Source organism: Streptomyces sp. NPDC055189 (genome assembly GCF_053606765.1).
Genome location: NZ_JBSGSG010000011.1, coordinates 143,618 through 155,510, shown reverse-complemented (window position 1 = coordinate 155,510; position 11,893 = coordinate 143,618). Strand labels below are relative to the sequence as shown.

11 protein-coding genes are annotated in these 11,893 nt (G+C 70.8%); 9 read left to right on the top strand and 2 right to left on the bottom strand.

The window, feature by feature from the left end:
- Positions 1-4 precede the first annotated feature (4 nt).
- Positions 5-571: a TetR/AcrR family transcriptional regulator gene (locus ACWFR3_RS11350; protein WP_453734324.1), complete on the top strand. Its 567-nt coding sequence runs from the start codon at positions 5-7 to the stop codon at positions 569-571.
- Between the two features lie 61 nt (positions 572-632).
- Positions 633-1,961: an aldehyde dehydrogenase family protein gene (locus ACWFR3_RS11345; RefSeq protein WP_453734323.1), complete on the top strand. Its 1,329-nt coding sequence runs from the start codon at positions 633-635 to the stop codon at positions 1,959-1,961.
- 33 nt (positions 1,962-1,994) lie between these two features.
- On the opposite strand, the gene ACWFR3_RS11340 is transcribed toward ACWFR3_RS11345, so the two are convergent.
- Positions 1,995-2,693, bottom strand: a complete 699-nt coding sequence (locus ACWFR3_RS11340; RefSeq protein WP_453734322.1) for a response regulator — start codon at positions 2,691-2,693, stop codon at positions 1,995-1,997.
- A 41-nt stretch (positions 2,694-2,734) separates the two neighbouring features.
- Positions 2,735-4,126: a sensor histidine kinase gene (locus ACWFR3_RS11335; protein WP_453734321.1), complete on the bottom strand. Its 1,392-nt coding sequence runs from the start codon at positions 4,124-4,126 to the stop codon at positions 2,735-2,737.
- A gap of 111 nt (positions 4,127-4,237) precedes the next feature.
- On the opposite strand from ACWFR3_RS11335, the gene ACWFR3_RS11330 reads away from it, so the two are divergent.
- The 7 genes from ACWFR3_RS11330 to ACWFR3_RS11300 all read left to right on the top strand — a co-directional run bounded on the left by ACWFR3_RS11330 (position 4,238) and on the right by ACWFR3_RS11300 (position 11,890).
- Entirely contained in the window at positions 4,238-5,203 is a 966-nt protein-coding gene (locus ACWFR3_RS11330; RefSeq protein WP_453734320.1) for an ABC transporter ATP-binding protein, read from the top strand.
- Positions 5,200-6,771 carry an ABC transporter permease subunit gene (locus ACWFR3_RS11325; protein WP_453734319.1) on the top strand — a complete coding sequence of 524 codons (1,572 nt, stop codon included), beginning with the start codon at positions 5,200-5,202 and terminating at the stop codon, positions 6,769-6,771. The genes ACWFR3_RS11330 and ACWFR3_RS11325 overlap by 4 nt, the downstream gene beginning before the upstream one ends.
- Positions 6,768-7,613: an ABC transporter permease gene (locus ACWFR3_RS11320; protein WP_453734318.1), complete on the top strand. Its 846-nt coding sequence runs from the start codon at positions 6,768-6,770 to the stop codon at positions 7,611-7,613. The genes ACWFR3_RS11325 and ACWFR3_RS11320 overlap by 4 nt, the downstream gene beginning before the upstream one ends.
- Positions 7,614-7,868: 255 nt before the next feature.
- Positions 7,869-9,476: a maltose/glucose-specific PTS transporter subunit IIBC gene (malX, locus tag ACWFR3_RS11315; protein WP_453734317.1), complete on the top strand. Its 1,608-nt coding sequence runs from the start codon at positions 7,869-7,871 to the stop codon at positions 9,474-9,476.
- A 3-nt stretch (positions 9,477-9,479) separates the two neighbouring features.
- Positions 9,480-10,673, top strand: coding sequence for a MalY/PatB family protein (locus tag ACWFR3_RS11310; RefSeq protein ID WP_453734316.1), 1,194 nt, complete (start codon positions 9,480-9,482; stop codon positions 10,671-10,673).
- A 320-nt stretch (positions 10,674-10,993) separates the two neighbouring features.
- A complete protein-coding gene (locus ACWFR3_RS11305; RefSeq protein ID WP_453734315.1) occupies positions 10,994-11,278 on the top strand; it encodes a hypothetical protein in 285 nt (94 codons plus the stop codon).
- A 123-nt stretch (positions 11,279-11,401) separates the two neighbouring features.
- Complete coding sequence (locus ACWFR3_RS11300; RefSeq protein ID WP_453734314.1) at positions 11,402-11,890, top strand: Lrp/AsnC family transcriptional regulator; 489 nt, start codon at positions 11,402-11,404, stop codon at positions 11,888-11,890.
- The last annotated feature ends 3 nt before the right edge of the window (positions 11,891-11,893 follow it).

The following is an 11,893-nucleotide window of genomic DNA, read 5'->3' as shown; positions in this document are numbered from 1 at the left end:
CCTCATGGCTGCCGACCGGCTCGACGAGGTCCTCGACGCCACCTACGACTCCCTCACCCGGTATGGCGTACGGCGCACGACGATGGACGACATCGCCTCCACGATGGGCGTGTCCCGGTCAGCGGTCTACCAGTACGTACGCAACAAGGACGACGCCTTCCGCAAGCTCGCCGAGCGCCTGCACGCCGAGGCGCTCGCGCGGGCCCGGCAGGCGGCGGCCGGGGACGCCCCGAGCGCCGAGCGCATCCGGGGCGTCCTCGACGCCAAGCTCGACCTGGTCCTGCGCCTGGCCGGGGACTCTCCGCACTCCGCCGAACTCCTCGACGACAAGGCCCGTCTCTTCGGCGACATCTGCCACGGCTTCACCGGATCACTGCGGCGGATACTCATCGATCTGTTCGCCGAAGCGGGAACCCCGGCCGCCGTGGAACCCGCGGAGGCCGCCGACATCTGCATCGCCCTGGTCATCGGCCTGGAGTCCGTGTCCGACGGCCGTGACCTGTTCGCCCCCGCCACGGACGCGCTGCTGACCGGACTCCTGGGCTCACCGGTCACCACGACGACCGGCTGACCGGACCCCCTCCCCATCTCCATCTCCCCTCCCCCACGTACAGATTCCGAGGAGACCCCTCATGCACCACCCCGAAGCACTCGACCCCGGAGCACTCGTCGCCGGGCTCCGTGCCACCTTCGCCTCCGGCCGCACCAGGCCCCTGGCCTGGCGCGAGCAGCAGCTCACCCAGCTGCGCTCCCTGTTCACGGAGCACCGCGAGGACATCGCGGACGCCCTGTACGCCGATCTGCACAAGCCGCGCACCGAGGCGTACACCGCCGAAGTCGACTTCCCCGTAAGGGAGATCGACCACACGCTGGCCCACCTGGAGGAGTGGCTGAGCCCGCAGCCGCTCGCCTCCGGCGCGCTGGCCGGGCTGCCCGAGGGCTCGACCGCCGGTACGCAGTACGAACCGCTCGGCACCGTCCTGATCATCGCGCCGTGGAACTACCCCGTCCAGCTCCTTCTCGTCCCCCTCGTGGGCGCGCTCGCGGCGGGCAACACCGTCGTCCTCAAGCCCAGCGAAGTCACCCCGGCCACCTCGGAGTTGATCGCCCGGCTCATCCCCGAGTACCTGGACACGGACGCGGTCGCCGTCGTCGAGGGCGGTGTGCCGGAGACCACCGCGCTGCTCGCCCAGCGCTACGGCCACATCTTCTACACCGGCAACGGCACCGTCGGCCGCATCGTGATGCGCGCCGCCGCCGAGCACCTCACCCCGGTCACCCTCGAACTGGGCGGCAAGTCACCGGTGTTCGTGGACCGGGACGTCGACGTGGCCGCCGTCGCCACCCGCCTTGCCGAGGCCAAGTTCCGCAACGCGGGACAGACGTGCGTCGCCCCCGACTACGTACTCACCGACCCGGACACCGCCCCCGCGCTCGCCAAGGAGCTGCGCACGGCGGTGGAGCGGGTGTTCGGCGCGGACCCGAAGTCCTCGGACACCTACGGGCGCATCGTCAACGAGCGGCACTTCGACCGGGTGTCCGCGCTCCTCGGCTCCGGGACGACGGCGTTCGGCGGGCAGAGCGACCGCGACGACGTGTACATCGCGCCGACCGTGCTCACCGACGTGAAGCCCGACGAGCCCGTGATGCAGGAGGAGATCTTCGGTCCCGTACTGCCGATCGTGAACGTCGACGGCCTCGACGAGGCGATCGCCTTCATCAACGACCGCGACAAGCCGCTCGCCCTCTACGGCTTCACCGAGAACGAGACGACGCGGCAGCGCCTGGCCGCGGAGACCTCGTCGGGCGGGCTCGGTTTCGGCCTGCCGATGGCTCATCTGCGCGTCCCCGAGCTGCCGTTCGGCGGAGTCGGCGAGAGCGGCGTCGGCAATTACCACGGCCCGCACTCCATCGCCACGTTCAGCCACCGCAAGGCGCGCCTCGACGTGCCGCTGGGCTGACGCCGAGTGGTCCGCCGGGTCGCGGGGCTGCCGTCAGGCCCCCGCCCCGGGCACCACGAGGCCCGACTCGTACGCCGCCACCACCGCCTGGGTGCGGTCCCGCAGCCCGAGTTTGCCGAGCACCCGGCTGACGTGGGTCTTCACGGTCTCCTCGCTGACGTGCAGGCGCCCGGCGATCTCCGGGTTGGACAGGCCCTCCGCGATCAGCCGCAGCACCTCGGTCTCGCGCGGGGTGAGCGCGTCCAGGCGGGCCGCGGGCCCCGCGGGCGGGCCCGGCCTGAGGCGGGCGAACTCCGCGATGAGGCGCCGGGTCACCGTGGGGGCGAGCAACCCCTCGCCCGCGGCCACCACGCGCACCGCGTCGAAGAGGCGCTCGGCCGTGACGTCCTTGAGCAGGAACCCGGCTGCGCCCGCGCTCAGCGCGTCGTAGACGTGCTCGTCGAGGTCGAAGGTGGTGAGGATCAGCACGCGCGTGCCGGTCCCGGCGAGCCGCCCGGTCGCCTCGATGCCGTCCATCACGGGCATGCGTACGTCCATCAGGACCAGGTCGGGCAGCAGTTCCCGGCAGAGTTCGACCGCCCTGGCGCCGTCGGCGGCCGTACCGACGACCGTGAAGTCGGCCTGGGTGGCGAGGAGTCCGGCGTACCCGGCGCGTACGACCTCGTGGTCGTCGGCGATGAGGAGACGCAGCGGAGAGGCGCCGAGGGCGCTCGGGGTACTGGGGCTGCTCATGCGGCACGCTCCTGGATGCTCATGCGCATGTTCCTGGATGCTCATGCGGCATGTTCCCTCACCGGCGCCGGGAAGGTCGCCTCGATCAGGAAACCGCCGCGCCGCGCGGGCCCCGCCCGCAACTCGCCGCCGACCATCGCGGCACGCTCCCGCATGCCGACGAGCCCGTGCCCCTCGCCGAGGCCGGTCGGCAGGTGCGGACTCGGTCCGTTGTCGCGTACGCGCAGGCGCAACGTGTCGCGGCTGTAGCGCAGTTCGACGTCCACGGCGGCGCCCGGCGCGTGCCGCCGGGTGTTGGTGAGGGCTTCCTGCACGATGCGGTACGCGGTGAGTTCGAGGCCGGGATCCAGCGGGCGCACCGGACCCTCGACGATGAGGCGTACGGCGGCGGCCGACGCGTCGCGCGCCTCGTCGACGAGTTCACCGAGCTGTTCCAGACCCGGCTGGGGCCTGCGGTCCGGAGCGCTGTCCCCCGCATCCTCACGCAGCACGCCGAGCAGTCTGCGCATCTCGGTGAGTGCCGTACGGGCGGTGTCGCCGATGGCCAGGAAGCGCTCGGCGCCGACGCCGGGGAGCCCCGGGGTGGTCAGCCGGGCGGTCTCGGCCTGCACCGCGATCATCGAGATGTGATGGGCTACGACATCGTGCAACTCCCTTGCTATGCGGGCTCGTTCACCGCGCGCTGCGTGCTCGAGGAGGGTGTCCGCCATGGCCTGTTCGGCCGCGCTGTTCACGAGGGCGGTGTCCCGCGCGCTCCCCGCGAGGCCGATACCGGCGGCGACGGCGGCGCTCACCGCCGTGAGGACGGTGAGCGTCCCTTCCCCCGCAGTCCCGCCCCCCGCACCGGAGGCCGCGTACGCGATGAAGGGCAGAGGGAGAAGGGCCGCCAGGTACTTCAGGCCCCGGCGTCCGGCCTGGTGGAGCGAGACGAGCAGTGCGCACAGACCGGCGAGCGTCAGCACGTGGAACGGCGCGAGGGAGAGCATTCCCGCCGCAGCGGCGAGGACGGCCGCGGCGGCGAAGCGGCCTCGGGTCAGCCTCACGGCGGTGGAGGGGAGGGTGGAGGGGAGCGCTCGGCCCGGGGGCTCCCCCGCCGGACGGCGCCGACGCGGGCTGTTCCATGACCCGGCGCCCCATCGCCCGCCGCCCCGACGCTCGGCCGGGTCTGCCACGGGGGCCGACGCGACGTTCCCGCCCGCGAGCACCGCGACCGGCAACGTCGTCCCCAGGGCGAGCGACAGGGCAAGCGGCAGCGGAACCTGCCCGTCCGCGCGCAGCAGCACCTCGCTCACGGCACCGACCACCAGGATCGCCGCGGCGACGACCGGGGCCTCCGGGCGGCGCGCGAGGCGACTGCGCCCGAAGCCCGGCCTGAACCCCTTCCCGAATCCCGCCCCGAATCCCACTCTGGCTCTGGAAGATTTCGCCCTCACGCGGGTCATTGTCACCGTCCCGGGGCCCGCCGGAGTCCCTCACGTGAGGGATACGAAGACGGCTCCACCGCGTGACGACCCGCGGCCACGGCGTCTCTAGCCTCGCTTCTCATGGATGGCATCACAGCAACAACCGATGGCACCGAAGCAGCCATCGAAGTGCGGGGACTGCGCAAGCGGTTCGGATCGGTCACCGCGGTGGACGGTCTCACCTTCACCGTCGCACCGGGACAGGTCACCGGATTCGTCGGCCCCAACGGCGCCGGCAAGTCGACCACCATGCGCATCGTCCTCGGCCTGGACTCGGCGGACGAGGGCACCGCCCTCATCGGCGGGCGCCCCTACCGTGAACTTCGCACACCCCTGCTCGAAGTGGGGTCGCTGCTCGACGCCGCCGCCGTGCACCCCAGCCGACGCGGACGCGACCACCTCCTGTGGATGGCGCACTCGCATCGGCTGCCGGTGCGGCGCGTGGACGAAGTCCTCGAACTCGTCGGACTCGGGCAGGCCGCGCGGCGCAGGGCGGGCGGCTACTCGCTCGGCATGCGGCAGCGACTGGGCATAGCCGCGGCGCTGCTCGGTGATCCGCCGGTGCTGCTCTTCGACGAGCCCGTCAACGGGCTCGACCCGGAGGGCATCCGGTGGATCCGCGGCTTCCTCAAGTCACTGGCGGCCGAGGGCCGCGCCGTGCTCGTCTCCAGTCACCTGATGAGTGAACTGGAGGACACCGCGGACCATTTGGTGGTGGTCGGGCGCGGGCGCGTCATCGCCGACACGAGCGTACGAGAGCTCCTTGCCGCCGCGTCGGGCGATCGCGTCGAGGTGCGCACGACCGAGCGGGCGACGGCGATGACCGTCCTCGCGGGCGCCGGGGCGAGTGTCGCGGCCACCGGACGCGACACGCTTGCCGTCTCCCGTCTTGAAGCGGGACGCGTCGTGGAACTGCTCGGCGGGGCGGGCGTCGCCTTCTCCGGGGTCGCCGCGCACCGGGCCACGCTCGAAGAGGCGTACATGGAACTCACCAGGAACGACGCGGAGTTCGCCGCCGAGCACCCGGTCGGGGAGGGCTCACGATGACGACCACTGTGACGCCGCCCCGCCGTCCGGGCACGGTGGCGGTCGGCCACGACGGCTTCCCGCAGCTTCTGCGCGCCGAGTGGACCAAGCTGCGCACCGTGCGCCGCTGGGGCCTCACCCTGCTTGCCGCGGTCCTGGTGACCGTACTCATCTCCCTTTTCTCCGCGTCCAGTTCGGGCGTCGAGATCGCGGGCGGTGGTTCGTCCGCGCCCACCGGTCCCGGCGGCATCTCCCTCCGTGACGACTTCACCTTCGTGCACCGCACGCTCCCCGCCGACGGCAGCATCACGGCACGGGTGACGGGACCCACCGGCGTGAGCCCCGATCGGGCGCCCGGGTGGGCGAAGGCCGGAGTGATCGTCAAGGAGAGCACCAAGAGCGCGTCGGACTACGCGGCGCTGATGGTCACCCCCGGGCACGGCGTGCGCTTCCAGCACGACTTCACCCACGATGTCGCGGGCGGTGCGGCGTCCGCGGACACACCGCACTGGCTGCGGCTGACCCGGACGGGCGGCACGGTCACGGCGTACGCGTCGGCCGACGGCCGCGACTGGGAGAAGATCGGCAGCGCCGGGCTCGACAAGCCGGCGGGCGCGGTGCCGGTCGGTCTCTTCGTGGCGTCGCCCAACATCGCGTCCATGACGCGCGAGTTCGGCAGTGTGGCGGTCAGCGACACCCCTTCGCGCTCCACCGCGCGCTTCGACGAGGTGACGGTCAAGGGTGCGGCGAGCGGAGAGGACTGGCAGCGGACCGACGTGGGTCAGACCAAGCGCGGCCAGGACGACCCGGGGGGCCAGGAGGGCCAGCGGAACCAGGGCAGCCAGGGCGAGCTGCGCCGTTCCGGCCCGTCCGGCGGTACGTTCGCGATCACCGGCTCCGGCGACATCGCGCCCGGTACGCCCATGCAGCCCGACCTCGTCGCGACCGCCCTGAACGGCACCCAGCTCGGCCTCGTCCTGATCGCGGCGCTCGGTGTCCTGTTCATCACCGCCGAGTACCGGCGGGGCATGATCCGTACGACGTTCACGGTCAGTCCGCGCCGGGGCAGGGTCCTGGTCGCCAAGGCGGTGGTGGTCGGCGTCGTCGCCTTCGCCGCCGGGCTCGTGGCGTCCCTGGCATCGTTCCTGATCAGCATGCCCGTGCTGCGGGCGAACGGGCACAAGCCGCCGCAGTTCCCCGAGATCTCGCTGACCGACGGCCCTGCCCTGCGCGCCGTGCTCGGCACCGCGGCCCTGCTCGCCCTGATCGCCGTACTCGCTCTCGCACTCGGCGCCCTGCTGCGCAGCACCGCCGCCGCGATCACCACCGTCGTCGTGGTGATCGTCCTGCCCCTGATCCTGGTCAGCGTGCTGCCGCTCGGCCTCTCGCAGTGGCTGCAACGGCTCACGCCGGTCGCCGGTTTCGCGATCCAGGAGACGACGCCGCGCTACGACCAGGTGGCGAGCCTGTGCCTCCCGGAGGACGGCTGTTATCCGCAGGGCACGTGGGCCGGCTTCGCGACGCTGGCCGCGTACGCCGTCGTGCTGCTCGCCGTCGCGGTGTGGCGCATCCGGAAGAGGGACGCGTGAAGGGCGGACGGTCTGCGCGGGACGGCCGGGGTGTGCGGGGCGGCGGTGGGGCGCGTGCGCGGGACGGCCGTGCGCTCGGCACGCTGCATGCCGAGTGGACCAAGCTCCGTACGCTGCCCAGCACGTGGTGGCTCCTGTTCGCCGTGGTGGCCCTGACCGTCCTCGCGGGCGCGGCCACCGCCGCGTCCCTGACCGCCGGGGACTGCCCGGTCCCGGCCGAGTGCCACGAGGACACCGTCAAGCTCAGCCTCACGGGGGTCTGGCTCGGCCAGGGCGCGGTCGTCGTCCTCGCGGTGCTCACGATGAGCGGCGAGTACGGCACGGGCACCATCCGTACGACGCTGGCGACGGAGCCCGGCCGCGTACGGCTGCTCGCCGCCAAGGCCCTCGTCCTGTGCGCCCTGACGGCGGCGGCCAGTGCCGTGGGGGTGATCGGCGCGCTCCTGGCGGGGCGGATGCTGCTTTCCGCCGACGGCTTCGTGATCCCGGATCTCACGGAGGGGCCGGCTCTGCGCGCGGCCGTCGGCACGGTCATCTACCTCACGCTGGCCGCCCTGATCGGGTTGGGCGTGGCCACCGCGCTGCGCGACACGGCGACGGCCGTCACCACGGTACTCGGCCTCTTCTACGCCTTTCCGCTGCTCGCCGGGCTGCTCGCCGACCCCGACTGGCAGGACTACGCCCGGCGGGCGGCCCCCGCGACGGCCGGGCTCGCGATCCAGTCGACCGTCGACCTGGACCAACTGCCGATCGGGCCGTGGGCGGGGATCGGGGTGCTTGCCGCGTACGCGGGCGCGGCGCTCCTCGCGGGCGGCTCGGTGCTGCGGATGCGGGACGCCTGAGGGCCGGCGCGGCAGGTGCACCGGCCTCCGGGCGGGGCGCCGGGACCTTCGCCCATGGACAGTCCACGAGCGGCTGTGATCTCATCCGTCCGGGCGGATCGATCGACCTTCGGCGTGGATCGACGGACTTTCCACGCTGGTCGGCAGGCGATCCCTGCGTACAGCATGTGACCGGCCACCGTCCTGGCCCGCGCGCCCCCGCGTCCGTGGGCCGGTCATTGCACGCCTCCGCTCAGGCCCGAAAGACCCGCACACATGCAGAAGACCAAGTCCGCGCTCTGGGAGTTCCTCCAGGGCCTCGGCAAGACGTTCATGCTCCCCGTAGCCCTGCTCGCGTTCTGCGGCATCATGCTGGGCATCGGCTCCTCGCTCTCCAGCGAAGCAGTCACGGACAACCTGACCTTCCTCCAGGGCGAGGGCTTCCACCTCGTCTTCACGTGGATGGCCAGCACCGGTCTCGTCGCCTTCAAGTTCCTGCCCGTGATGTTCGCGATCGCCATCCCGCTGGGCCTTGCCCGCGAGGACAAGGGCGTCGCGGCGTTCTCCGGTTTCGTCGGCTATGCCGCGATGAACCTGGCGGTGAACTTCTACCTCACCGCCAAGGGCGTGGACCTCGAGGACGAGAAGGCCATCGCGCACTACGGAATCGCCGACGTGATCGGCATCCAGTCCATTGATACGGGACTGCTCGGCGCGGTAGCTGTTGGCATCGTTGTCAGCATCCTCCACCAGCGGTTTCGTTCGCAGCGGATGCCGGACGCGCTGGCCTTTTTCGGCGGTCTGCGGTTCGTCCCGATCATTTCCACGCTCGTACTCAGCCTGCTCGGTCTGCTGATCCCGCTGGTGTGGCCGACGTTCAACGGCTGGATCACGGATCTGGGGCGCGCGATCGGTCACGCGGGCGTCTTCGGCCCCTTCTTCTTCGGCATGGGCGAGGTGCTGCTGCGGCCGATCGGCCTGCACCACATCCTGGTGGCCATGTTCCGCTTCACCGATGTCGGCGGCTCGGGCGCGGTGTGCGGCGACCATGTCTCCGGCGCGCTCAACCTCTTCTACGCGCAGCTCAACTGCTCCGGCGCGCCCGGCGAATCGGTCACGACCGCCACCCATTTCCTGTCCCAGGGCAAGATGGCGGTCTACCTCGGCGGGCTGCCTGGCGCGGCCCTGGCGATGTACCACTGCGCGAACAAGAAGATGCGCCCGGAGATCAAGGCACTGCTGATCTCGGGTGTCGTCGCGTGCGTCGTCGGCGGCATCACCGAGCCGCTCGAGTTCCTGTTCCTGTTCATCGCCCCGTGGCTCTACCTCATCCACGCCGTCCTGGTCGGCCTCGGCTTCCTGACCGCCGCCGTGCTCGGCGTGTTCATCGGCAACACCGACGGCAATGTCATCGACTGGCTGGTCTTCGGCGTCCTGCAGGGCACGACCACGAAGTGGTACCTGATCCCCGTCATCGCCGCGGTGTGGTTCGCGGCCTACTACTTCCTCTTCCGCTGGGCCATCGTCCGCTTCGACCTCAAGACGCCGGGCCGCGACGAGCCGTCGGAGGAGGAGGCCGAGGAGACCGAGGCCGGCAAGGCGAGCGGCGCCGATGAGGCTCCGCGTGAGCTGGTCGCCGGGAAGTACGACGCGGTGGCGATCCTGGCGGCGATCGGGGGCGCCGAGAACATACAGACCCTGGACAACTGCATCACCCGCCTGCGCATGACGGTCGCGGACGCCGAACAGGTCGACGAGGCACGTCTGAAGAAGCTCGGCGCGGTGGGCGTCATCAAGCTCGACGCGCACAACGTCCAGGTCATCATCGGCCCGCAGGTGCAGTCGGTGAAGGATGCGATCGCACCGATGGTCAAGGTGAGCTGACACGTGAGCGCACCCCTGTCCTCCCCCGCGTACGACTTCGACGCTCCCGTGGACCGGCACGGCACCTGGTGCACGCAGTGGGACTACGTGGAGGACCGCTTCGGCGTCCCCGACCTGCTGCCCTTCACCATCTCGGACATGGACTTCGAGACGGCCCCGGAGGTCCTCGCGGCGCTCCGCGGCCGGCTCGACCACGGCGTGCTCGGCTACTCCCGCTGGCGCCAGGACGACTTCCTCTCCGCGATCGTCGACTGGTACGCCGCGCGGCACGCCACCGAGGTGACCCCGGAGTCGATCGTCTACGGCCCGTCCGTGATCTACCAGATCTCCCGGCTCCTGCACCTGTGGTCGCGCCCCGGCGACGGCGTCGTCGTGCACACCCCGACGTACGACGCCTTCCCCAAGACCATCGCGGCGAACGAACGACGGTTGCTGGGCTGCGCCCTTGACGACTGGCCGGAACTGGAACGCCTGCTGGCCCTGCCGTCCACATCGATCCTCCTCCTCTGCTCCCCCCACAACCCCACGGGCCACGTGTGGACGGAGGCCGAGCTGGACCGCATGGCAGAGCTGTGCGCGCGGCACGGTGTCGCGGTGATCAGCGACGAAATCCACTCGGACCTCGCCCACGCCCCGAATGTGCACCGTCCCTGGTCCCTGCACGGCGCCGAGGGCACCCGCTGGGCGATCGTCACATCGGCCTCGAAGTCCTTCAACATCCCGGCGCTGACGGGCAGTTACGGAATCATCGGCGACCCCGCCACCCGCGACGCGTACCTGCACCACCTCAAGGAAGCAGACGGACTCTCCTCCCCGGCGGTGCTGTCACTGGTGGGCCACATCGCGGCATACCGAGAGGGAGCCCCCTGGCTGGACGCCCTCAACACCTACGTGCGCGGCAACCTCAACCTGGTCGCCGACCGCCTGACGAAAGCGTTCCCGACCCTGAACTGGACCCCGCCCGATGCGGGCTACCTGGCCTGGATCGACGTACGCTCCCTGGGCCTGCACGACGAGGCCCTGCAACGCGAACTGATCGAAACGCAAAAGGTAGCCATCATGCCCGGCACGTCCTACGGCTCCCCCGGCCACCTGCGCCTGAACGTGGGCTGCCCCCGAACGAAGACCGAACGGGGCGTCACGGCACTGATCGAGGCGGTGCGGGCCGTTCAACGGGCAGCCACTACTGGCCCGTGAGCCACTCACACTCATCCTAAACATGCGAATGCCGACCATTCGGGCGAATATGAAGTAAACGACAGATAAGTACCTCGTCGGCCCTCGACCACGGGTGGCGCTGCCTGACGGCGACCGCCCGGTTCGAGCGCCAAACCGGCCTGTCGGGCCCGGTATCGGGCTCGACGACCACCACCCCCGCGATACCGGCGCTAAGCAGTACCGCAACAAACAACTCAAAAGGCGACATCGCCATGAGTAACCACGGAAAGACGCATGCGGCTTGGGGGACTCCCCAGTGGAACGCCTCCACCCCGCCCCCACCTCCGCAGAATCCACAGGTGGCTCCCCACCCGCAGGTCCCCGCCCCCACGCGAAAGCGCCCGCGGTGGTTCATGTGGGCATTCCTCGCACTGCAGGTGGTGTTCCTGCTCTGGGTGATCTTCGGCGTCCGCTCTGGTGCGGGCACCCCCGACGATTGCGGCACCCTCGATACGCGGACCTGTAACGCCGCCGAGAACACCGGAACGGCGATCGGCGTTGGCCTCGTCATCCTTCTGTGGGCCGTCGTCGACATCATCCTCGGCATCACGTACGCGGTCGTCCGGATCGCCCGGCGCCCGTAAATCGGTACAGCAGTCTGGACCGAGTGGCGACCAGCAGGGTCTACAGGAGCGAACCCACTGCCCCATTGGTACAGTCGCGAGATTCCCCCAACCCAGCCGGACCTAGCCGGGAGACCTTGCGTCATGGCCGTCGACGAGCTCGACACCCGTATTCTGCGGCTCCTCCTGGAGCAGCCCCGTACCAGCGTTCGTGAGTATGCGCGGGTGCTCGGGGTGGCTCGTGGGACTCTGCAGGCTCGGCTTGACCGGCTGGAGCGGGATGGGGTGATTACCGGGACCGGGCCCTCTCTTTCGGCTGCCGCGCTCGGGCATCCCGTGCTCGCCTTCGTGCACATCGAGGTCACGCAGGGGCATCTGGACGAAGTGGGCGACGCGCTTGCTGCCGTGCCGGAGATCATCGAGGCCTTTTCGATCACCGGTGGCGGTGATCTGCTGACCCGCGTCGTCGCCCGGGACAACGGGCACCTCGAGGATGTCGTCCAGCAGCTGATCCAGATGCCGGGCGTGGTCCGTACCCGTACGGAGATGGCCCTGCGCGAGCGCGTCCCGCACCGTCTTCTTCCGCTCGTCGAGTCGATCGGCCGGGCAGCCTCCGCCCCACAGCAGCGATGACGT

Coding starts and splice junctions, on each gene's coding strand:
- ACWFR3_RS11325 (WP_453734319.1), top strand. CDS start 5,200: ATGACGACCACTGTGACGCCGCCCCGCCGTCCGGGCACGGTGGCGGTC.
- malX (WP_453734317.1), top strand. CDS start 7,869: ATGCAGAAGACCAAGTCCGCGCTCTGGGAGTTCCTCCAGGGCCTCGGC.
- ACWFR3_RS11300 (WP_453734314.1), top strand. CDS start 11,402: ATGGCCGTCGACGAGCTCGACACCCGTATTCTGCGGCTCCTCCTGGAG.
- ACWFR3_RS11340 (WP_453734322.1), bottom strand. CDS start 2,693: ATGAGCAGCCCCAGTACCCCGAGCGCCCTCGGCGCCTCTCCGCTGCGT.
- ACWFR3_RS11345 (WP_453734323.1), top strand. CDS start 633: ATGCACCACCCCGAAGCACTCGACCCCGGAGCACTCGTCGCCGGGCTC.
- ACWFR3_RS11350 (WP_453734324.1), top strand. CDS start 5: ATGGCTGCCGACCGGCTCGACGAGGTCCTCGACGCCACCTACGACTCC.
- ACWFR3_RS11330 (WP_453734320.1), top strand. CDS start 4,238: ATGGATGGCATCACAGCAACAACCGATGGCACCGAAGCAGCCATCGAA.